Source organism: Halopseudomonas sp. T1L2, from assembly GCF_055397385.1.
In genome coordinates this window covers 3,202,197-3,223,341 of record NZ_AP040865.1, presented here as the reverse complement: position 1 = coordinate 3,223,341, position 21,145 = coordinate 3,202,197, and the positions used below count along the sequence as shown (strand labels likewise).

16 protein-coding genes are annotated in these 21,145 nt (G+C 63.6%); 8 read left to right on the top strand and 8 right to left on the bottom strand.

The genetic code is table 11. From position 1 onward, the window contains the following. Positions 1-9 precede the first annotated feature (9 nt). Positions 10-1,707, bottom strand: a complete 1,698-nt coding sequence (locus ACZ5WQ_RS15280; RefSeq protein ID WP_233048798.1) for a long-chain-fatty-acid--CoA ligase — start codon at positions 1,705-1,707, stop codon at positions 10-12. 287 nt (positions 1,708-1,994) lie between these two features. Between ACZ5WQ_RS15280 and ACZ5WQ_RS15275 the strand changes: the two genes are divergently transcribed. The 3 genes from ACZ5WQ_RS15275 (at position 1,995) to ACZ5WQ_RS15265 (ending at position 7,558) form a co-directional block, all read left to right on the top strand. Further along, positions 1,995-3,086 (top strand): methyl-accepting chemotaxis protein, encoded by a 1,092-nt coding sequence (locus ACZ5WQ_RS15275; RefSeq protein ID WP_088276237.1) that lies wholly within the window; start codon positions 1,995-1,997, stop codon positions 3,084-3,086. A gap of 114 nt (positions 3,087-3,200) precedes the next feature. Further along, on the top strand, positions 3,201-4,445 hold the full coding sequence (locus tag ACZ5WQ_RS15270) for an efflux RND transporter periplasmic adaptor subunit (RefSeq protein ID WP_228245704.1): 1,245 nt from the start codon (positions 3,201-3,203) through the stop codon (positions 4,443-4,445). Continuing rightward, complete coding sequence (locus ACZ5WQ_RS15265; protein ID WP_464382603.1) at positions 4,442-7,558, top strand: efflux RND transporter permease subunit; 3,117 nt, start codon at positions 4,442-4,444, stop codon at positions 7,556-7,558. Before ACZ5WQ_RS15270 ends, ACZ5WQ_RS15265 begins: the two co-directional genes overlap by 4 nt. A 407-nt stretch (positions 7,559-7,965) precedes the next feature. Here ACZ5WQ_RS15265 and ACZ5WQ_RS15260 read toward each other — a convergent pair whose 3' ends face one another. Both ACZ5WQ_RS15260 and ACZ5WQ_RS15255 read right to left on the bottom strand, forming a co-directional pair. Then, positions 7,966-8,886: an SPFH domain-containing protein gene (locus tag ACZ5WQ_RS15260; protein WP_233048794.1), complete on the bottom strand. Its 921-nt coding sequence runs from the start codon at positions 8,884-8,886 to the stop codon at positions 7,966-7,968. Between the two features lie 26 nt (positions 8,887-8,912). Next, positions 8,913-9,383: an NfeD family protein gene (locus ACZ5WQ_RS15255; RefSeq protein WP_464382602.1), complete on the bottom strand. Its 471-nt coding sequence runs from the start codon at positions 9,381-9,383 to the stop codon at positions 8,913-8,915. A 154-nt stretch (positions 9,384-9,537) separates the two neighbouring features. On the opposite strand from ACZ5WQ_RS15255, the gene ACZ5WQ_RS15250 reads away from it, so the two are divergent. The 4 genes from ACZ5WQ_RS15250 to ACZ5WQ_RS15235 all read left to right on the top strand — a co-directional run bounded on the left by ACZ5WQ_RS15250 (position 9,538) and on the right by ACZ5WQ_RS15235 (position 13,546). Further along, positions 9,538-10,626 carry a transporter substrate-binding domain-containing protein gene (locus ACZ5WQ_RS15250; protein ID WP_464382601.1) on the top strand — a complete coding sequence of 363 codons (1,089 nt, stop codon included), beginning with the start codon at positions 9,538-9,540 and terminating at the stop codon, positions 10,624-10,626. 220 nt (positions 10,627-10,846) lie between these two features. Continuing rightward, on the top strand, positions 10,847-11,794 hold the full coding sequence (locus ACZ5WQ_RS15245; RefSeq protein ID WP_464382600.1) for an alpha/beta fold hydrolase: 948 nt from the start codon (positions 10,847-10,849) through the stop codon (positions 11,792-11,794). A 56-nt stretch (positions 11,795-11,850) separates the two neighbouring features. Further along, on the top strand, positions 11,851-12,858 hold the full coding sequence (locus ACZ5WQ_RS15240; protein ID WP_228245700.1) for a lipase secretion chaperone: 1,008 nt from the start codon (positions 11,851-11,853) through the stop codon (positions 12,856-12,858). A gap of 37 nt (positions 12,859-12,895) precedes the next feature. Then, positions 12,896-13,546: a DUF3047 domain-containing protein gene (locus tag ACZ5WQ_RS15235; protein ID WP_233048790.1), complete on the top strand. Its 651-nt coding sequence runs from the start codon at positions 12,896-12,898 to the stop codon at positions 13,544-13,546. Here the strand turns inward: ACZ5WQ_RS15235 and ACZ5WQ_RS15230 are convergent. Genes ACZ5WQ_RS15230 through ACZ5WQ_RS15220 form a run of 3 tightly spaced genes read right to left on the bottom strand, consistent with a single transcriptional unit; the run spans position 13,521 to position 16,669 of the window. Continuing rightward, entirely contained in the window at positions 13,521-13,868 is a 348-nt protein-coding gene (locus ACZ5WQ_RS15230; RefSeq protein ID WP_088276248.1) for a YdbL family probable chaperone protein, read from the bottom strand. The genes ACZ5WQ_RS15235 and ACZ5WQ_RS15230 overlap by 26 nt on opposite strands. Before the next feature lie 23 nt (positions 13,869-13,891). Continuing rightward, the gene (locus tag ACZ5WQ_RS15225; protein WP_228245698.1) at positions 13,892-14,083 is read right to left on the bottom strand and encodes a YnbE family lipoprotein; all 192 of its coding nucleotides are present in this window, start codon (positions 14,081-14,083) and stop codon (positions 13,892-13,894) included. A gap of 12 nt (positions 14,084-14,095) precedes the next feature. After that, complete coding sequence (locus tag ACZ5WQ_RS15220) at positions 14,096-16,669, bottom strand: intermembrane phospholipid transport YdbH family protein (protein WP_464382599.1); 2,574 nt, start codon at positions 16,667-16,669, stop codon at positions 14,096-14,098. A gap of 129 nt (positions 16,670-16,798) precedes the next feature. Here ACZ5WQ_RS15220 and ACZ5WQ_RS15215 point away from each other — a divergent pair, with 129 nt between their 5' ends. Next, positions 16,799-18,235: a phospholipase D-like domain-containing protein gene (locus ACZ5WQ_RS15215; protein ID WP_464382598.1), complete on the top strand. Its 1,437-nt coding sequence runs from the start codon at positions 16,799-16,801 to the stop codon at positions 18,233-18,235. Positions 18,236-18,310: 75 nt separating this feature from the next. Here the strand turns inward: ACZ5WQ_RS15215 and gabT are convergent, their stop codons facing one another. Both gabT and gabD read right to left on the bottom strand, forming a co-directional pair. Beyond that, positions 18,311-19,582: a 4-aminobutyrate--2-oxoglutarate transaminase gene (gene gabT, locus ACZ5WQ_RS15210; RefSeq protein WP_285677317.1), complete on the bottom strand. Its 1,272-nt coding sequence runs from the start codon at positions 19,580-19,582 to the stop codon at positions 18,311-18,313. Positions 19,583-19,645: 63 nt separating this feature from the next. Further along, positions 19,646-21,106 (bottom strand): NADP-dependent succinate-semialdehyde dehydrogenase, encoded by a 1,461-nt coding sequence (gabD, locus tag ACZ5WQ_RS15205; protein WP_228245694.1) that lies wholly within the window; start codon positions 21,104-21,106, stop codon positions 19,646-19,648. Between the last annotated feature and the right edge of the window lie 39 nt (positions 21,107-21,145).

Below are 21,145 nucleotides of genomic sequence, written 5' to 3'. Positions count from 1 at the left end.
GCATCGCGATCAGGCCGTCGCCGGGGCGGCCTGCCGCTGGCGCTCCTCTTCGTAGAGCTCCTTCTTCGACAATTTGCCCACCGGCGTCTTCGGCAGCTCCGCGCGAATTTCCATCGCGCTCAGACGTTCATGCTTGCCAAGACGCGAAGCGAGAAACGCCTGCAGGGTTTCGAAGTCGAAGGGCTCGACGCCGGCACGCAGCTTGATAAAGGCTTTCGGCGCCTGCCCGCGATAGGGGTCATCAACCCCGATGACCGATACCTCCTCAACGCCCGGGTACTCGTAGATGGCCTCTTCGATCACCCGCGGATAGACGTTGTAGCCGCTGCACAGGATCATGTCCTTGGTACGATCGACGATGTAGACGTAACCATCCTCGTCCATGTAGCCCACATCACCGGTACGCAGGAAGCCGTCTGCAGTCATTGCCTCTGCCGTCGCGTCCGGGCGCTTCCAGTAGCCTGCGGTAATATTCGGCCCCTTGATGCAGACCTCGCCACGCTCGCCGATCGGCAGCTCGGTTTCGCCGCCGTCGAGCGGCAGGATGCGAATCTGCGTGCCCGGCACCGGCACACCGCATGACCCGGGGCGCGGCTGGGCGTCGCGCGGGGTAAAGGTGCCGCTGGTGGTGGTTTCGGTCATCCCCCAGCCCTCACGCAAGGCGCAACCGGAACGGGAGAAGTACTGCTGCTGAACCTCGACCGGCAACGGCGCGCCACCGGAGTTGGACATTTTCAGCGACGACAAGTCGTGCTTGTCGGTCTCCGGATGGCTGAGCAGACCGATGAACATGGTCGGCACGCCCGGGAAGGTGGTAATGCGGCTCTGACTGATCTCGCGCAGTACCGTCAGCACGTCAAAACGCGGGTGCAGGTAGATCTCGGCGGCAGCACGCAGGCCAAAGATCATATTCACCATCAACGCGTAGATGTGGAACGGCGGCAGCACTGCCAGCACCCGCTCCTGCCCGGGCACGATCGCCGAACGCAACACCTCGCGCAGCTGGGCACAGGAGGCTGTGATATTGCCGTGGGTCAGCATCGCCCCCTTGGGGACGCCGGTGGTGCCGCCGGTATATTGCAGCACAGCCAGCGTGTTGGCCGGATCGGCCAGCAGGTGCTCCCGATAATCGCCGGCATTGTCCAGCAGCTCGGCAAAACTGCAGCACTGATCGCCCCAGGCCACCATCGCCGGTTTGCCAAGCAGATGGCGCTGCTCGTCGCTGACCTCACCACAGAACTCGACCAGACTGCCCACGACCAGCTGACGCAGCCGAGTGCGCGTCATCAGGCTCGCCATACGCGGGTAAAAGGCCTCCAGATCCAGCGTCAGCATGATGTCGGTCTGACTGTCCTCGATCTTGTGCTCGAGGGTGCGTTCAGCATCCAGCGGTGAATAGTTCACCACCGTCCCGCCGGCGCGCAGCACACCCAGAAAACCGATGAAGTAATGCGGGCAGTTGGGCAGATACAGCCCCACATGGACGCCGGGGCCAACACCCAGTTTCTGCAGACCACAGGCCGCGCGGGAGACCAGCGCGTCGAGTTCGCTGTAGGTAAGCTTGTGGCCAAGGAAGTCGATTGCCGGATTATCGGGGAACTCGGTGACGGCCGCGTCCAGCAACGCCGGAATGGCCTCCGGGGTATAGGCAAGCTCCCAATTCACGTCCGACGGATACGACTTCAACCAGCGCAATTCGGTGTCCACAGCATGCTCTCCATTGTCTGCCCGGGCGGCTTTGGCGCGGGGCGCTTTTTGTTTTCCCAACCCTAGTCGCTGTGCCGTGCTCCGGTGAAGCTTGATCGACTGCGGATATGTCGGACCATAGCCGCTGCCAACGCTGAGCGACAAGGCAAATCCTGCCGCAAATCAATAATCTGCCAGCCGAATCAACGCATCATTAAAGTTTCATGTTACCCAGCCGATAGCAGGTCCGAGTCGGCCCGATAACAGTATCGTCCCTATACCCCTCCCTGCCCATCCAGGAGCAAAACGTGTTCAAAAGCCGTCAATTACGCGCAGAGCTGCAACAATCCCAAGAACTGAACCGGCAACTGCAGGAGCAACTCGGCACCCTGACGGCACAACTGGACGAACGACAACGGCAGTTCGATGCGCGTATCGGCATTGCCGAGAGCGAGCAGACCCTGTCCCAGAAGCTGCTCGGTTGCCGGGAAATGGGGGATCATCTGGTCCAGGATGTGCGCGAATCGGTGGCCGGCGCAGCGAGCCGTCTGATGGATGAGCAACAGACCCTGACCGCGCTGAGCGAGATCTTCGCCCAGACCCAGCAGGCGGTGCGCAGCCTGCAGGCACGCTCCGACACGGTGGGCAACCATGCCGAACGCAATGCCGAGTCTGCCAGCAGCCTTGACGAAACCGCCGGCCGCATTCGTGCCTTCATTGCCGTCATCCAGGACATATCCAAACAGACCAGCCTGCTGGCCCTGAATGCGGCCATTGAGGCAGCACGAGCCGGCGAAGTGGGTCGCGGCTTTGCCGTGGTAGCCGATGAGGTACGCAGTCTCGCCGAGAAGGCCCAGCACGCCAGCGAAAACATTGAGGTTCTGGTAACCCAGGTAATGGAAAAGAGCCAGACCCTGTCCGGCATGGCTGAGGAATCCATGCAGAGCAGCCTGGAAATCGCCGCCTCTGCCCAGCAGATTGATCAGGTAACCCATCAGGTCATCGACCATGCCGACCGGATGAAGCAGGTGATCAACAGCTCTGCCACGCGCAGCTTTCTGTCGACCGTAAAGCTCGATCATGTGGTCTGGAAGATGGATCTATACCAGCGCATCGCCGCCGGCAACCTGAGCCAATCACTCACCGATCACCACGAATGCCGCCTGGGGCAATGGTATTACCGTGGCCAGGGAGCTGACCTGTACAGCCACCTGCCGGCATATCGTCAGCTGGAAAACGTGCATCGCCAGGTACATGAATGCGGTCTGCAGGCGCGCGACGCCGCTCTCAAGGGTGACAATGACAGGCTGCACCGGCTGCTCCTGGACATGGAACAGGCCAGTGTCCAGGTCGCCCAGCAGCTCGACCGCCTCGAGCGGGAGATCGGCAGCAGTCACTGATCTGCGCAGTGTCCGCAAGGACACTGCCGCGACACTCAGCGCTATTGCGACCATCGCCGTCACACGCTATACAGAGAGACCCTTACGCCCGCAGGAAAGAACAAGAGAGAAGGAATGCGTAAACGTCTCACACCGCTGTTGATTGTTGTCGTCGGAATCATCATTTTCATCCTGCTGCGCGTCACCCGTGATCAACCCGAGCCGCTGGGCACCCAGGAGCGCGCCTGGCGGGTTGCGACCGAAGCCATTGCACCTGACGCCTTCCAGCCCCGACTGACCCTGTACGGCCAGCTGGAATCACCACGTCGCTTTACCGTGGTCGCACCGCTGGCAGGCCGCATCGCCGCGCTTCCCGCCAGCGATGGCAGTCATATCAAGGCCGGCGAGCTGGTAGTGGCGCTGGACGAGGCCGACATCACGCCACGGATCGAGCAGGCCAGAGCCGAACTGGCCGACGCCAGGGCGCAGCTGGAAAGTGAAAAGCTGGCACATCAGGCCGACCAGCAGGCCCTGCGCATGGAGCAGCGGCTGGAAGCCAACGCCCGCAAGACGCTTGAGCGCATGCAGCAACTGGTAGCCCGCGAGATGGTGCCTGCGGTCGAGGTCGACAACGCCCAGGATGCACTGGATCGCGCCGCCCTGACGGTTGCCAACCGCCAGCGCAGTCTGTCCACCTACGCCTCGCGTCTGGCTGCCCAGCAGGCACGCGTTGAGCGCGCCAGTGCGGCGCTCGACAGCATCCAGCGCGATGCCGAGCGCAGCCGTTTTGTCGCCCCGTTCGACGGGGTCGTCGGGGCGGTTCAGGTCGCCGTCGGCGATCAGGTCAACGCCAACGCGCCGCTGCTCGATTTCTATCCGCTGGAAGGCCTGGAGCTGCGCGCGCTGGTCCCGCAGATTCACAGCCAGGACTTTATCAACGCGTTGAGCCAGGGCCAGACGCTGGATGGTCACAGTCTCGACAGCACGCCCGAGATCAAGCTGACCCTTGCCCGCATCGCCGGCAAGGCTGACGCACGCGGCATTGAAGCCATCTTCACCGTCACCAATCCGCGCCCGGAATTACGCCTTGGCACCCTGCTGGCCATCAGTGTCGCCCGGCCGGCCCACGACAACAGCGTCGCCCTGCCCTACAGCGCCCTGTACGGTAACAACACCCTGTACACCGTCGAGGACAGCCGACTCAAGGCGATCGCCGTCGAACGTGTCGGCGAAACCCTGGACGAGCAGGGTAACCGCCGGGTACTGGTGCGCTCCAGCGCGCTGGAAAGCGGTATGCCGATTGTGACTACCCATCTGCCCAATGCCATGACCGGTCTGAAGGTAGATACCGGTGAAGCCGCGGCGGAGCCGGCACAATGAGCAACACCGGACCGCTGGGCTTCTTTGTTCGTCACAAGGTTGCCGCCAACCTGCTGATGCTGGTCATGCTGATGGGCGGAGTGATCGGCCTGTCGCGCATGAACATCCAGTTCTTCCCGACCTTCGCCCTTGATTTCGTTACCGTCCGGGTGGTCTGGAATGGCGCCGCGGCGGAAGACGTCGAGCAGGCGATCACCATCCCGCTGGAGCAGCGCCTGCGCAGCATCCAGAACCTCAAGAACATGACTTCAACCTCGGCCCAGGGTGTATCCAGCATCACCCTGGAATTCCGCGAGGGCACCGACCCGATCGTCGCGCTCGATGACGCGCGTCAGCAGGTGGATGAATTCCGCAACCTGCCGGCGGCGGCAGAAAAGCCGGAGGTGGTGCGGGTTGCCCGCTACGATCCGATTGCCAACCTGCTGCTCTACGGCCCGTTCGAACCCCACGAGCTGCGCACCATCGCCAACCGCATGGAAGACGATCTGCTGAACAAGGGCATCGACCGCATTGTCATCAACGGTGTGCCCGAGCAGCAGATCAGCATTGAGGTACCCAATGCCGAGCTGCGCCGACTGGGCATGTCGCTGGACCAGCTTGCGGCACGTATCAACGCCGAGTCACGGGATCTGCCGGCAGGCCAGGCCGGCGAACAGGATTCGGCCCGCGAGCTGCGCGCCATCGAGCAGCGCCGCGATCCCCAGGCTTTCGGCAGCATCGCCCTGCAACCTGAGGGTAACAGCCACCTGCGCCTCGGCGACATCGCCGACATTCGCCAGGAGCCGAGGCGCAACCAGGTGCTGCTGCGTTACGACGGCCAGCCCGCCGTGGAGCTGCAACTGGAGCGCAGCGAGGACGGCGACTCGCTTGAGTCGGCGAAAATCCTCAATGACTGGCTGGAGGAAATCCGCCCAACCCTGCCTCCGCAGCTGAAAATTCACGTTTATGACCAGGCCTGGCAACTGATCGATGACCGCATTCGCCTGCTGGTGAACAACGGTCTGAGCGGTCTGGTGCTGGTTCTCATCCTGCTCTACCTGTTCCTGCCGGCTCGGGTCGCGCTGTGGGTGGCGGTCGGTATTCCCACCGCCTTTCTCGCCGCCCTGGGGGTGTTCTGGATGATTGGCGGCTCGATCAACATGATCTCGCTGTTCGCGCTGATCATGGCACTTGGGGTGATCGTCGACGACGCCATTGTGGTAGGCGAAGACGCCGACGCCCATCACCGCAGCGGCGAGGCCTCCGAGCGTGCTTCCGAAGGCGCCGCCAAGCGCATGTTCTGGCCGGTGGTTGCCTCCTCGCTGACGACCATAGCCGCCTTCATGCCGCTGCTGATGGTCGGAGGCATCTTCGGCAATATCCTCGGCGATATCCCGATTGTCATGATCTGCGTACTGATCGCCTCGTTGCTCGAATGTTTCGTTGTGCTGCCGCACCACCTGCGCGAGGCCTTCCGTCCGAGCAAACCGCGCGGCGGCGCACTGGGCGCCATTGGCAATCGTCTGGATGCCGTCCGAGGCCGCTTTGACAGTGCCTTCAACCGCCTGCGCGACGGCCGTTTTCGTCAGCTGTCAAAGGCGGCGCTGGCCCACCGCGGTACTACCCTGGCCTGCGCATTGGTCAGCGTCATCATTACCATCGGCCTGCTGAGCAGCGGCCGTATCGGCTTCAGTTTCTTCCCGACCCCCGAACCCCAGGTGGTATATGCCAATGTCAGCTTCGTCGCTGGCACGCCACGCGACAGCATGGTCGCGTTCATGCGCGAGCTGGAACAGAGCCTGAACGAAACCGAGCAGGCGCTGGGTGGCGATCTGATTCTCACCGCGCTGACCCGCGAGGGAGAAGTGCTGGGCGATAACGGGGTCGCCCGTCAGGGCGACAACCTTGGTTCGCTGATGGTCGAGCTGGTGTCACCCGACCACCGGGAGGTACGTAACAAGACCTTTATCCGTGAATGGCAACAGCGCATTCAGCGCCCGCCGGGAATCGACCGAATCAGCATCACCGAACAGCAAAGTGGCCCACCCGGCAAGGACGTGGATATCCGCCTGACCGGCTCCGACCCGCAGCAGCTCAAGGATGCTGCTGATGCCCTGTCGGTACTGCTTTCCGGCATCGAAGGGGTCGTCAGCACCGAGGACGACATGAGCTGGGGGCGTGAGCAACTGGTCTACAGCCTGACGCCCTACGGTCAGGCACTGGGGCTCAGCATCGAAAGCGTCGGTACGCAACTGCGTGCGGCCTATGACGGTCGACTGGCGCAGATCTACCAGGACAAGCGCGACGAGATCGAAGTCCGGGTTCAACTGCCCCGCGCAGAACGGGAAAGCCTTGCCAGCTTGAGTGATCTCAGCATTCGTCTGGATGACGGCCGCTTCGTGCCGCTGCGCCAGGTCATCACCTTCACCAGTAATCAGGGCTTCTCGGCGCTGCGTCATGCCGATGCCCAGCTGGCAACCGACGTTACTGCGGATATCGACAGCAGCCAGACCACTGCCGGCGTTGTTCTCAAGGCAGCCGAGCTGGAACTGCCAGCGCTGGCCAGCCAATATAACGTGCGCTACAGCTTCGAAGGGCGCTCGGTCGATCAGCAGGAAACCCTCGCCGACATGCGCGACGGCCTGATCATCGGCCTGCTGCTGATGTACGCGGTGCTGGTCTGGGTATTTTCCTCCTGGAGTACACCGCTGATCGTCATGTCGGTTATCCCGCTGGCGCTGGTCGGCGCACTGCTGGGTCACTGGGTCATGGGCTTGAACCTGACCATCCTGTCGCTGTTTGGTCTGTTCGGCCTGTCCGGTATCGTGGTCAACAACTCGATCATCCTGGTCAGCTTCTACCAGGACCAGCGCAAACGCGGGCTGGAGGTGAACGATGCGCTCAACGAGGCCGTCGTGCAGCGTCTGCGCGCAGTGCTGCTGACCTCGCTGACCACCATCGGCGGCCTGCTGCCGCTGCTGTTCGAGACCTCGCTGCAGGCCCAGTTCCTGATTCCGATGGCCACCTCCATCGCCTTCGGCCTCGGCTTCTCGACCCTGCTGGTGCTGCTGGTGGTGCCGGCGCTGCTGTCGCTGCTGGAGGGGTGGAAAGCGCGGCGAGCCCGGCCGGCCTAGCGGCCTGGGCGACCGCCAGCTGCAAGCCTCAAGCTATAAGCTGCAAGCAAACCCGGCCTTGGTGCCGGGTTTGTTTTTTGGGGCTGGAAGCTGGAAGCTGGAAGCTGGAAGCCAGGAGCTTGCGCGGGTGGCTGGATTAAGAGAAGGACCGTTGCCAAGTGCTTCGCGTTGGCATGACATGAACAGCACCCAACTGTAGGGACGCGACATGTCGCGTCCGCTGCAGCTTTCCAGCAGCCGGACGCAGGGCGTGGGAACGATCAAACCTTGCCCTACCGTGAGGCCGAAAAAAACCGCGCGACTCACGCCGCACGGTTTTCTCTTCGAGCTTCAGGCTTCAGGCTTCAAACTTGTAGCTTGTAGCTTGTAGCTTGTCGCTTGTCGCTTGCAGCTAAGCCGCTTGCGGCTTACTTGCGAGCCGCTTCCAGCGTCTTGGTGATCGCTGCGACGGCCGAGCCGATATTGCTCAGTTCGGCCGGCAGGATCATGGTGTTGTTGGTTTGCGCCAGCTTGCCGAACTCCTTCACATACTGTTCGGCAACCCGCAGCGAAACGGCCTCCTGGCCACCCTGGGTGTTGATCGCCTCGGCAACGCGACGCAGACCTTCGGCGGTAGCGGTCGCGATCAGCTCGATCTCGCGGGCCTTACCTTCGGCTTCGTTGATCTGACGCATCTTGTCGGCTTCGGACAGGTTGATGGTTTCCTGCTTCTGACCTTCGGAAATGTTGATCTTGGCTTCTCGCTCGCCTTCGGACTGGGCCACGACGGCACGACGTTCCCGCTCGGCGCGCATTTGCTTCTCCAGCGCGTCCAGAATGGTTGCCGGCAGCTCGATATCGGCAATTTCGTAGCGCAGCACTTTCACGCCCCAGGGCTTGGCGGCTTCATCCAGTGCCTCAACCACCTGGACATTGATGGTTTCACGCTCTTCAAACGTCTTGTCCAGGTCAATCTTGCCGACTACCGAACGCAGAGTAGTCTGCGCCAGTTGAATGGAGGCGTAGCGGTAGTCATTGATGCCGTAGCTGGCCAGCTTGGGATCAACCACCTGCAGGTAGATCACGCCGTCGACTACCACCTGAATGTTGTCCTTGGTCACACAGGCCTGGCTCGGCACGTTTATCGCCTCTTCCTTGAGCGTATGCTTGTAGGCCACCCGGTCGATAAACGGGATCAGGATGTGAAAGCCCGCTTCGAGGGTCTTGGCGTACTTGCCCAGCCGCTCGACGATAAAGGCCGAACGCTGCGGCACGATGCGGGCGGTTTTGGTGAGGGTAATGATGACCAGCACCAGAAACCCGAGTGACAGCATTGTTGCGATTTCCATATGAAAAGCTCCTTGGTCCGAAAAGATCAGTTATTGTTGTCGGGATGGGACGCACTGACCCGCAGGACGATGCCCGCATGATCCGTCACCCAGGCCGACTCGCCGCTCTTGAGCGGGTCAGACGACTCCGCATCCCATTTGGCTCCGTTAAGCTGCACGTGACCGACGCCATCAACAAAGTCGGTCAGCACACGCACGCGCATGCCCAGCAGACCTGCGTCGTCCTGATCCCTGGCGGCCAGATCGACTTCGCTGCCACGCAGCCAGCGCTGGAAGCGGCGGCGCAGCAGCCAAAGCGCCAATATGCTCGACAGCGAAAATACCGTCACCTGAGCAGGCAGCGAATCGATCAGGCCAAGCAACGTCAACAGCCCGACCAGCAGTGCCCCAAGGCCAAAGAAGGCCGCAATCAAACCGGGGATGAAAAACTCCGAGGCCAGCAACAGCAGGCCCAGCAACAACCAGAACGCGTAACTTTCCAGATAACCCGTCAACATCTGCACTCCCTGCCCTTTTGTTCAGACTGCAGGAAGACTACCAGATGGACAGATCGCACGCCCCGGGAAAAACGCCGGAGCGTTACCGGGTAGGCAAACTGGCACCCTGATTTCAGTCTGGTACCCTGAAGACATCATCAACAGGGAGTTACGCATGACCGATCGCCTGATTACCCGCCTGCTATTTTGTCTGCTGCTGCTCGCCCCGCTGGCCGGCGCCACCGAGACCGACAGCACCAGCCAGCCACCGCTCAGGGTCGGAATTACCGAGGTCCCGCCCTTTGTCATCGCCGATGGCAAGGGCGGCTGGGAGGGGATCAGCATCGACCTCTGGCGCAGCATTGCCGAGCAGAAGGGGTGGGCGTTCGAGTTTCGGCCAATGGGCTTTACCGACCTGCTGCAGGCGGTCGAAAGCGGTGAGATCGATATCGCCGTGGGTGCGCTGACCATGACCTCCGAGCGCGAACAACGCTTCGATTTCAGCCACCCGTTCTATCAGACCGGTCTGTCCATCGCTGTCGCACGCGCGCCCAAATCAGGTCTGCTGCAAAGCCTGCGAGCGCTGTTCAGCTGGGGTTTCCTCAGTGTCGTCGGCGGTCTGGCCCTGCTGCTGCTCGCGGCAGGCACCCTGCTCTGGCTGTTCGAGCGCCGTCGCAACCCCGAGCAGTTCGGCGGCAGCGCAACCGAAGGCATCGGCGCCAGTTTCTGGTGGGCAGCGGTGACCATGACCACCGTCGGCTACGGCGACAAGGCACCGGTCACCTTTGCCGGCCGGCTGGTTGCACTGATCTGGATGTTTGCCGGCCTGATCATGGTCGCCAGCTTTACTGCGGCGATCACCAGTGCGCTGACCGTCAGCAACCTGCAATACCAGATACGCGGGCCGCAGGATTTGCCCGGCAGCACGGTGGCGACCATCGCAGGCACCGCGAGCGCCCGTTATCTCGACGAGCAGCGCATCGTTTCACGCGCCTATCCGGATCTCACCGGTGCCATGCAGTCGGTCACCGCAGGCGAGACCGACGCCGTGGTCTACGACCGCCCCCTGATGCAGTACCGCAATCAGCAGCTCGGGCGAGAGCGGCTGGAGTTGCTGCCCGGCGTATTTGATCAGCAGCTTTACGCGCTGGCCATGCCTGCTGGCAGTCGCCTGCGCGAACCGCTGAACGAGGCAGTGCTGCGGCTGACCGAGTCCGCCGACTGGCGGCTGATTCAGCGCGCCTACCTCGGCGAACAGCTATAGCGAGCCAAGCCCTGAATTGCCGTTCATCGGATTAACAAGCTGAATGACCCCGTCGCAGAGCCAATGACCCGCCGGTCATTTTCCTGCAATGCCGGTGCGCTGCCGTTCTGCCGATCAGTCGCTACTCAGCCTTGCCGAGGCTGGCTATGCTCAGCGCCCAGGCACTGGAAAAAGTGCCTCAAGACGATACAAAACAAGCACAACAACAAGGAGTTTCGTCATGTCGCGCAAGACCCGACTGAGTCTTGCCTGCGGGCTGATCGCCGCGTTCGGCGTCAGCACCCAGGCCCATGCCTTCTGGTTTGGTTCCTCCGGCTACACCAAAACCAAATATCCCATCGTGCTGACCCACGGCATGCTTGGCTTCGACAGCCTGCTTGGCGTCGATTACTGGTACGGCATCCCCAGTGCCCTACGCAAGGATGGCGCCACCGTCTACGTTACCGAAGTCAGCCAACTGGACACCTCCGAGGCCCGCGGCGAGCAATTGCTCGAGCAGGTCGAGGAAATCGTTGCCATCAGCGGCAAGGGACGGGTGAACCTGATCGGCCACAGCCACGGCGGCCCGACCGTGCGCTACGTCGCGGCGGTACGGCCGGATCTGGTCGCTTCGGTGACCAGCGTTGGCGCTCCACACAAGGGGTCCGCCACCGCCGACTTCCTGCGCCAGGTGCCGGAAGGCTCAGGCGGCGAGGCCCTTTTGGCGGGCATCGTCAACGGCCTCGGCGCACTGATCAACTTCCTGTCCGGCAGCAGCTCCAACAGCCAGCAGAATGCGCTCGGCTCGCTGGAGTCGCTGAACAGCGAGGGCGCCGCGCGCTTCAATGCCAGGTTCCCGCAGGGCCTGCCCACCACCGCCTGTGGCGAGGGCGCCTATGTGGTAAATAATGTGCGCTACTACTCCTGGAGTGGCACCCGCCCGCTGACCAACGCGCTGGATGTGTCCGATCTGCTGCTCGGCGCCTCGTCGCTGACCTTCGGCGGTGAAGCCAACGACGGTCTGGTCGGCCGCTGCAGCTCGCACCTGGGCATGGTGATTCGCGACAACTACCGCATGAACCACCTCGACGAGGTCAACCAGACCCTGGGGCTCACCAGCCTGTTCGAAACCGATCCGGTCACGGTCTACCGCCAGCAGGCCAATCGCCTGAAAAACGCCGGCCTGTAAGTACACGGGCCGCCAGCTTCGCGGCGGCCCGCTTCCCCGACCTGCCCGAGTACATCATGAAAGCGCTTGTCTATCTTCCTTTACTCGCCGCTGCACTGCTGCTCGGCTGGCAGCTGAGTGAACCTGCGCAGGAACCGGAGATCGAGGCGGCCGACAGCCAGCTCGCCCCGAACCCGACGCCGCGCTCAGACGGGCCTCCGGCCGGCCTGCTGCGCAGCGCGCCCGTCGCGAGCCCGGCTGCCGTCGCGCCATCGCTGCGAGGCACCGATATCGACGGCCGGCTGCAGGCCAACCCCGATGGCAGCCTGCTGATCAGCGACCAGCTGCGTCACCTGTTCGACTACTACCTGAGCACCGCTGGCGAGCAGTCGCACGCCGACATCGTGCGTCAGCTGCAAGCCCTGATCAGCGCCAGCCTGCCGGACCCGGCCCGCGGTCAGGCGCTGGACCTGCTGCAGCGCTATCTCGCCTATCAGCAGCAGTTGATCACACTTGAGCAGACCTTTCCGGTCGCCGCCGATCTGGATGCGCTGTGGGCGCGCCAGGACGCCGTGCAACGCCTGCGGGCCGAGCTGTTCAGTGCCGAGGAGCACCAGGCGTTTTTTGCCGGCGAGGAACTGTATAACCGCTTCACCCTGGAGCGTCTGGCGATCTTACGCAACCCTGAGCTGAGCGACGCCGACAAGGCCTACGAGGTCGAGGCATTGCGCGAACGCCTGCCCGAGGACTTGCAGGCGCTGCTGGTGCCGCAGATTCATCAGGACCTGCGCCAGCAGACCAGCGCCCTGCGCGACAAGGGCGCCAGTGAAGCCGAGGTGCGGGCGCTCAGGCTGTCGCTGGTCGGTCCGGAGGCAACCGACAGGCTGGAAACACTGGATCAGCAACGCGCCGCCTGGCGGCAACGTGTGAGCGACTTCAACCGCGAGCGCGAGGCGATTCTCAGTCAGCCGGGACTGGCCGACAGTGATCGCGCCAGCGCGGTACAGGCGCTGCTTGAGGAACGCTTCGACCACACCGAACAGCTGCGCCTCAGCGCCATTGAGCCAACGGCACCCGAGAGCTGAAGCTGCCATACTGGGGCTCCCGACACAGGAGCCCACTATGCGTCAAACCCTCTTGCTGATGCTGACAGGCTTGCTGGGCAGCAACATCTGCGCTGCCCAACGCTATGATCCAGCCGACATCGTTCAGTGGCCCGAGCGCACCTTCACCCAGCCGACCGACTATCAGCTGGCAGAGCGCGACGGTCAGACCCTGCTGCGCGCCGATTGCGGCGACGGCCAGGCCAGCGCCCGTTATCTGGAACACCCGGTTGACCTGCGAGAGACACCGATCCTGCGCTGGTCCTGGAGCATAAGCCAGCCGTTCAGCCAGCTCGACGAGACCCGCAAGCAGGGCGACGACTATCCGGTGCGGCTCTATGTGGTCAGGGACGGCGGCCTGTTGCCCTGGCGCACGCTGGCGGTGAATTACGTCTGGTCATCCGTCCAGCCGACCGGCAGCCAGTGGCCCAACGCCTACACCGCCAACGCGCAGATGCTGGCAGTCAGCAGCGGCGCACCGGACGGCACGGCGCTGGTGCCGCTGGAGCGAAATGTCAGGGAGGATTTCCAGCGTCTGCATGGGCAGACGCTGGATCAGATCGACGGGCTGGCGATCATGACCGACTGCGACAACAGCGGTCAGACCGTCACCGGCTGGTACGGCACCATCGAGTGGCTGCCGGCTACTTCTGGCGCCACTGGCCGTTAAGTTTGATGTACTGCCCGCGCGGGGTACGGTCAATCGCCTTCTGGCCGGCAATCAGCTCAACGTCATTCAGCGAGATGCCGTTGTCGCGGGCCACCTTCTGGTACTCGGCCTTGCGCGCCGCGTTGATCTGCTGCGCCACCTCGGCGGCGTTACCTGACGCCCGCACCACGCCCAGATAACCGTTGGACTGCTCGCCAAGCAGCCCCGCTTCCTTGGCTGCCGGCAGGGCCGACATCGCCTCGTTCAGGCTCAGCGCCCAGGCCGAACCGCTGCCAATCAGCAGCGCCAGCAGGCAACAGGTCAGATATATCGTCTTGCGCATTGTCTTGTTCCTTATTCGCCGGCTCAGAACAGACCGCTGGATTCGTCAAAGACGTCGTCCAGTTGGCGGTCCACCTTGACGTAGATTTCGTGCTCGATCTTCACATTCAGATTGATGTTGATCGGCTCGCTCGGCGCAGCCAGCTGCACCGTGGGTCCGGCACAGGCGACCAGCAGGCCGGCCAGTGCCGCGATTATCAGACTTCGCCCGTACATAGGCGCTCCTCGTCAGGGTTGCTCTATCCGCCTTTTGAGCAGGTATTGCTGCACCCGTTGTTCAATGATGTCGCTGACCTTGCCGCTGAGTTGCAGGCTGGCCAGCAACGCCGGAATGTTCTCCTGCAGATTGATGTTCAGGTTGACCTGCCGCCCCTGCTGAAAATCGGGGTTGCTGCCCTGCAGGCGCAGCGCCAGCGTCAGATCACCGCCTTCGGCCAACTCTACCTGACTGCTCAGTACAGTGTAGTGAAATTCCTCCAGTGCTCCGGCCAGCTCGCGCATGCTCGGGTTGCTGGCCGCCAGTCTCTGCAGCTTGTCGGACTGGTAACGCAGCACACCACCGGGCGCGCGCGCAGCGACCGCGCCCTGATCTACCAGCAACTGGCCATCTCGCAACAGCACCGGCAGCCGCCCATCCAGGGTACCGCCGCCACTGAGCCCCTCAGTTGGATAGACTTCGAACAGACGGCCCAGTTCCAGCCCCTGCAGCACCAGCTCCGCGTGCTGTTCGGGCTGCGCCAGGTCCAGCGTGGCCGGGGTCAGCGACACCCGCCCTCCCAGCAGTTCGAGGGTCAGTCGCCTGGCCTCCAGGGTCCCGGTTGTGGGATGGGCCAACGCCCCCTGATAATCCAGACTGGCCTGCAACGGTCCAGCCGGAATACCGGCGTTCAACTCGCCGACCTCCAGATCCGCCAGCACGGCGCTGAAGCGATCACCTTGCAACGAAACCTGCACTGGCGTTGTAAGCCCACTGAACGCGGTCCGATCATAAATCCCCTTGGCACCACTGAGCCGCGCGCTCAACCCGGCGCGCAGCCCCTTGCCACTGTCTCCGGCCTGCAGCTCGGCATCAAGCTGACCGCTCGACAGGCTAAGCAGCGCAGGCCAACTGGCCAGGGTCTGCTCAAGCGGGTTACCTGCGCGGAAATAAATCGGCGCCAGCATGCCCTCAAGCTGCCACTGGCCATCGCTGCTGACGTTCGCCTGATGATCGAGCTGCAAACCGGCCGCGTTGGCCACCTGCCCGCGCCAGACCAGCGCGCCATCCTGCCACTCCCAGTCACCAGAGAGCGACCAGCTTTGCGGTTTGAGCTGTGCGTGCTCGACCCGGTTGATCTCGGCGGCAAGTTCGCCGGTGGCGCTCGCTGACTGGCCCTCATCCAGCGGCAGGGTGATCGCCAGAGTGCCTACCCGCGCGGAGGTCGCCGTCAGCGCAAGCTCGGCCGCCGGTAATTGCAGACGCTGCCAGCCCAGTTCACCGGCCTTGCTCAAACCGATGGTTGCCGACCGGGCATTGGCCCGCAGCTGCAAAGGCAAACGCGCGGTAACCGAGCGCGCCGCCAACTCCGGCAGGGGCAGCCGTGGCAGTTGCAGCTGCACCAGCAACGCGTCGCTATTGATCTGCCAATCAGCCAACCCCTGCACTTGCAAAGGCCCATCCAACTGAACGGTGCCGCCGCTGGGCAAGGTCGCGTCAGCAGAAAGCTGCAGCGCCAACGGCTGCCCCAGCACCAGCTGTTGCTCGCTGGCCGGTTGCAGCCGCAACGCTAGCTGCGCCGGCTGCAACGCGCTCGGAAACTGCTGCAGTGCCGCCAGCAGGTCAGGCACCAACACCATGTTCAGTTGTGCGTCGGGTAACGCCCAGCGGCCTTGATCACCGCTCAATTGCAGGCTCAGCTCGCCGGTCAGCGAGCCTACCCCGGCAATCGCCCAAGGCTCAGGCAGCAAGACGTTCGCCTGCAGGGCAACCGCCCCGCCCAGCCAATCCTCAACCCGGGCGGGCTTCTCTGCCGGACGCAGCTGCCAGCTCAGATCGGCCTGAGCCGCGGTCGGTATCTGCTCGAACGGCAAGGCGCCCAGCGTCAGCCAGCGGCCGAGATAGCCGAACAGCCAGGGTGTCTGCGGCCAGTCGGGAATTGCCAGCTGCCCCTGCCACGCGTGCCCCTGCTGCCACTGGCTGTCGAGCCTAGCAGCCGGCTGGCCGTCAATCGCCAGCGCGGCCTGCAGCGCAACACGCTCGGCGTCCAGCTGCAGGCGCGGGCTCAGCGCCAACTGCTGGCCTTCCAGATCCAGCAGCAATTGGCTGGACAGGGTTGTGCTGCCACCAGAGCGCTCGCTATCCAGCCGCCAGCTGCCGGCCAGCAGGCACTGCCCCGTGCGGCAGGGCAAGGTTGCCTGAATCTGCTGCAAACGTGCGGAATCAGGCAACCAGCGCGCCAGTGTGCGCCAGAAGGTTTCGTCGCCGAGAACCACTAGAGGAGAGTCGGTTTCCGCCGCCGATGGGGTCTGCTCGGCCGCCGGCAGGCTCAGGACCAGTCGACCCGCCCCGGCATGCTTGAGCACAACGCCTGACCGCCAGCCCGGCGCCAGCGCCAGTTGCTGCAGTTCGAAGGTGCTGCCGTTGTCCAGCGTCAGCGTCAACTCATCCAGCGTGAGCGCACCGGACTGCCAGCCAGGCCCAGACCAGGTCAGCTCGCTGACACCGGCGCGCTGCAGCTGCTGGTGCAGATACAGGCGCCCGAGCAGCCCTGCCAGCACCAGCAGCAACCCAAGCAGCAGAAAAATGGAAACGCGTCGACGCATCGTCCCTACACCCAACCGGAATCCGCCCACAGGTTAGCACGCAGCCGACCCCAGACGCCTGCCAGCACCCCATTGCATTACCCAGCCCGCTTCGGCAGGCTGAACACCTGCCCACAACCGACGCGCACCATGCTCACAACAAACCTGCTCCGCCTCGGCGTTCTGCTGCTCGCCACCGCGATCCTTGTCGCTTGCCTGATCGCCGCCTGGCGCCCGATGCCCGCAGGCCTGTCTGCCAGCACCCCACTGCGCCCGGCAGACGACGCCCTGCTGCTGTTTGATCAGACCTGGCGCGACAGCAACGGCGACGAACAGATCCGGCAAGAGATCATGAACCATATCCTCGCGCTGATCGGCGAGGCCCGTGAGCTGCTGGTGATCGACATGTTCCTGTTCAACGACTTTGCCGGCACGGACAGCTATCGACCACTGTCGGCCGAACTGACCGACGCCCTGATCCACGCGCGCCAGCAGCATCCCGAGATGCCGGTGGTATTGATTACCGACCCGTTCAACACCCTGTACGGCGGTCTTGAACCTGCCCACTTCGCACGACTGCGCGCCGCCGGAGTAGATGTGGTCATGACCGATCTCAGCCGGTTGCCGGCGTCCAACCCGCTGTGGACCGGCATCTGGAGCCTGTTCTGCAGCTACCTGGGCAACAGCACCGAAGGGGGCTGGCTGCCGAACCCGGTTGGCCCGGGCAAGGTCACCCTGCGCAGCTACCTGCACCTGCTGAACTTCCGCGCCAACCACCGCAAGACGCTGTTGGTCGGCACCGGCAGCGAATGGAAGGCACTGGTTACCTCGATGAACCCGCACGATGCCAGCAGCCGGCACGATAACAGCGCCGTGCAGTTCAGCGGCGCCGCGGCGCTTGACCTGCTGCAGACCGAACGCGCCGTCGCGCTGATATCCGGCTATCCGGCCGCGATCAACTGGCCGTCTGCACCGGCGCTTGATACCAGGCCCGCGGCTGGCAACCAGCTGCAGGTATTGACCGAGGGCGAAATCGAGGGTGGGCTGCTGCAACTGATAAACTCGGCGCAGGGTAACGACCAGCTCGACGTTGAGGTGTTTTACCTTTCGTCACGGCCCATCATTGAGGCGCTGATCGCTGCTCGGCAGCGCGGCGCACGGATGCGCGTGATGCTGGACCCCAACCGCGATGCCTTTGGCCGCGAGAAGAACGGCATTCCCAATCGACAGGCGGCATGGGACCTGCACGACGCCGGCATTGAGGTGCGCTGGTGCGCGACCGTCGGGGAGCAGTGTCATCGCAAGTGGGTTCGTCTGGACAGGGCTGACGGCAGTGCCGAGCTGATCACCGGTTCCGCCAACTTCACCCGGCGCAACCTGCACGACCTCAATCTGGAAACCAGCGTACGGCTGGTCAGCCACAGCGATGACCCGCAGATCAGCGCCCAGCGAGCCGACTTCGAACGCCAATGGCAGAACGCCAACGGTGCGGTCTACAGCCTGCCCTACGCAGATTTTGCAGACCACAGCCGTTGGCGCTATCTGGTCTATCGCGTTATGGAAGCGAGCGGGCTGTCGACCTTCTGAGCACCGCTCGGCGCCCATATCCGGGATGGCCGCACCAGCGTGCGGTCAGGACCACGGGCACGGCATGCCCTGCCCCTACAGCTCGGCGAAGCAGGCGGCGATGATGTCCATGCCGGCGTGCAGCTCGACATCGGTCGCGGTCAGCGGCACCAGAATGCGGATAACATTGCCGTACTGACCGCACGACAGCAGGATCAGCCCCTTGTCGCGCGCTGCCGCGACGATGCGGCCAGTCAGCTCGGCATCCGGCGAACCGTCGGCGGTAAACAGCTCACAGGCGACCATCGCGCCAAGGCCGCGCACATCACCGATACGCTTGTCGTCTGCCGCCAGCGCATTCAGGCGGCCGGTGAGGATCTCGCCCACGGTACGGCTGCGCGCCAGCAGGTTTTCCTCTTCAAACACCTCCATCACCGCCAATGCCGCAGCACAGGCCAGCGGGCTGCCGGCGTAGGTACCGCCCAGGCCGCCGGGGGCGATGGCGTCCATTACCTCCGCCCGGCCGCACACGCCTGCCACCGGAAAGCCACCGGCGATGGACTTGGCGAAGGTAGTCAGATCGGCAGCGACGCCCATCTGTTCCATGGCGAAGAAGGTGCCGGTCCGGCCAGCGCCGGTCTGCACCTCGTCTGCCACCAGCATGATACCGTGCTGGTCACAGAGCGCGCGCAGGCGCTGCATAAAGGCCGGGCTGGCGACATAGAAACCGCCCTCGCCCTGCACCGGCTCGATGACAATGGCGGCGATATCCTGCGGCTGGGCGTCGTTCTTGAAGATCCGCTCGATACTGGCAATAGCGTCATCGTCACTGACCCCGTGCAACGGGCAGGGGAACTGGGCGCGATAGACGCCACCCGGCATCAGGCCCATACCTGCCGAATAGGGCACAACCTTGCCGGTCATCGACAGGGTCATCATGGTGCGGCCGTGGTAGGCGCCGGTGAAGGCAATCACACCCGCGCGGCCGGTCGCGGCACGGGCGATCTTGACCGCGTTTTCCAGCGCTTCGGAGCCGGTCGTCACCAGCAGGGTCTTCTTCGCGAAGTCGCCGGGTACCTTCTCGTTCAGGCGCTCGCACAGGGCGATATAGGGCTCATAGGCCAGAACCTGAAAACAGGTGTGGGTGAACTGATCCAGCTGACGGCGCACGGCATCCATCACCTTGGGGTGACGGTGGCCGGTATTGAGCACCGCAATGCCGCCGGCAAAGTCGATGTACTGTCGGCCTTCCACATCCCAGACGGTCGCGTTTTCCGCACGCTGCACCGCAATCGGGTGAATCTGGCTTACACCACGCGCGACAGCATTGTGCCGCCGCTGCATCAGGGACTCGTTGGTCTTGCTCATAACCGCCTCGCGGGAAGTAAGGGGAGCAAACGGCTCCCCGTCAGGTTGGTGCACAGGGCTGGCTCAAATGCCGCCCAGACAGAGGTACTTGATCTCGATGTATTCCTCGATGCCGTACTTCGAACCTTCGCGGCCAAGACCGGAGGCCTTCATACCGCCGAACGGCGCGACCTCGGTGGAGATCAGGCCGGTATTGATGCCCACCATGCCATACTCCAGCGCCTCGGCAACGCGGAACACACGGCCAAGATCACGGGCATAGAAGTAGGCCGCCAGGCCAAACTCGGTATCGTTGGCCTGACGAATCACGTCAGTCTCGTCGCTGAAGCGGAACAGCGGCGCCAGCGGGCCGAAGGTCTCTTCGCGGGCGACGGCCATGCTGCTGTCCACGCCGGTCAGAATGGTCGGTTCGAAGAAGAAGCCGCCCAGTTCATGCGGCTTGCCACCAGCGATGACCTTGGCGCCCTTATCGGTGGCATCCTTGAGATGGCGCTGCACTTTTTCCACAGCGCGGGCGTCGATCAACGGCCCGGTCGTGACGCCCGCTTCGGTGCCGTCACCGACCTTGAGCTTGGCCACAGCATCGGCCAGCTTGGCAGCGAACGCGTCGTAGACCGAATCCTGGACGTAGATACGGTTGGCGCAGACGCAGGTCTGACCGGCGTTGCGGTACTTGGAGATCATCGCGCCCTCGACCGCGGCATCCAGATCGGCATCCTCAAAGACGATGAAGGGTGCGTTGCCGCCCAATTCCAGCGACAGCTTCTTCAACGTCGGAGCGCACTGCTCCATCAGCTTGATGCCAACACCGGTGGAGCCGGTGAAGGACAGCTTGCGCACCACCGGGTTGCTGCACAGCTCATCACCCACTTCGCGGGAGCGATCCACATCGGCAGTGACCACGCTGAACAGGCCGGCCGGCACGCCGGCCTGCTCGGCCAGGTGGGCCAGAGCCAGCGCCGAGAACGGCGTCTGCGGTGCCGGCTTGAGTACCATCGCACAGCCGGCGGCCAGCGCCGGACCGACCTTGCGGGTGATCATGGCTGCGGGGAAGTTCCAGGGCGTAATGGCCGCGGTCACACCGACCGGCTCCTTCTGCACCAGAATGCGCTTGTCGGCCTGATGACCGGGAATCACGTCGCCATAGACCCGCTTGGCCTCTTCGGCGAACCATTCCAGGAAGGAGGCGGCATAAGCCACCTCGCCACGGGCCTCTGCCAGCGGCTTGCCCTGTTCTGCGGTCATGATGCGCGCCAGGTCTTCCTGGTTCTGCATCATCAGCTCGAACCACTTGCGCAGTACCTGCGCGCGCTCCTTGGCGGTACGCTGACGCCATTGCTGCTGCGCCTCGCGGGCGGCTTCAATGGCGCGACGGGTTTCTTCGCCGCCCATGTTCGGCACACTGCCAAGTCGTTCATGGGTCGCCGGATTGGCGATCTCGGTACGGGCGCCCTTGTCGGCCTCGCACCAGTGACCGGCGACATAGGCTTGCTGGCGAAACAGGTCAGGGCAATGCAGTTCCATCCGAAAAGTCCTCGTAACAGGGAGTGCTTCGGCTGTCGT

Coding starts and splice junctions, on each gene's coding strand:
- ACZ5WQ_RS15270 (WP_228245704.1), top strand. CDS start 3,201: ATGCGTAAACGTCTCACACCGCTGTTGATTGTTGTCGTCGGAATCATC.
- ACZ5WQ_RS15265 (WP_464382603.1), top strand. CDS start 4,442: ATGAGCAACACCGGACCGCTGGGCTTCTTTGTTCGTCACAAGGTTGCC.
- ACZ5WQ_RS15260 (WP_233048794.1), bottom strand. CDS start 8,886: ATGGAAATCGCAACAATGCTGTCACTCGGGTTTCTGGTGCTGGTCATC.
- ACZ5WQ_RS15255 (WP_464382602.1), bottom strand. CDS start 9,383: ATGTTGACGGGTTATCTGGAAAGTTACGCGTTCTGGTTGTTGCTGGGC.
- ACZ5WQ_RS15250 (WP_464382601.1), top strand. CDS start 9,538: ATGACCGATCGCCTGATTACCCGCCTGCTATTTTGTCTGCTGCTGCTC.
- ACZ5WQ_RS15245 (WP_464382600.1), top strand. CDS start 10,847: ATGTCGCGCAAGACCCGACTGAGTCTTGCCTGCGGGCTGATCGCCGCG.
- ACZ5WQ_RS15240 (WP_228245700.1), top strand. CDS start 11,851: ATGAAAGCGCTTGTCTATCTTCCTTTACTCGCCGCTGCACTGCTGCTC.
- ACZ5WQ_RS15235 (WP_233048790.1), top strand. CDS start 12,896: ATGCGTCAAACCCTCTTGCTGATGCTGACAGGCTTGCTGGGCAGCAAC.
- ACZ5WQ_RS15230 (WP_088276248.1), bottom strand. CDS start 13,868: ATGCGCAAGACGATATATCTGACCTGTTGCCTGCTGGCGCTGCTGATT.
- ACZ5WQ_RS15225 (WP_228245698.1), bottom strand. CDS start 14,083: ATGTACGGGCGAAGTCTGATAATCGCGGCACTGGCCGGCCTGCTGGTC.
- ACZ5WQ_RS15220 (WP_464382599.1), bottom strand. CDS start 16,669: ATGCGTCGACGCGTTTCCATTTTTCTGCTGCTTGGGTTGCTGCTGGTG.
- ACZ5WQ_RS15215 (WP_464382598.1), top strand. CDS start 16,799: ATGCTCACAACAAACCTGCTCCGCCTCGGCGTTCTGCTGCTCGCCACC.
- gabT (WP_285677317.1), bottom strand. CDS start 19,582: ATGAGCAAGACCAACGAGTCCCTGATGCAGCGGCGGCACAATGCTGTC.
- gabD (WP_228245694.1), bottom strand. CDS start 21,106: ATGGAACTGCATTGCCCTGACCTGTTTCGCCAGCAAGCCTATGTCGCC.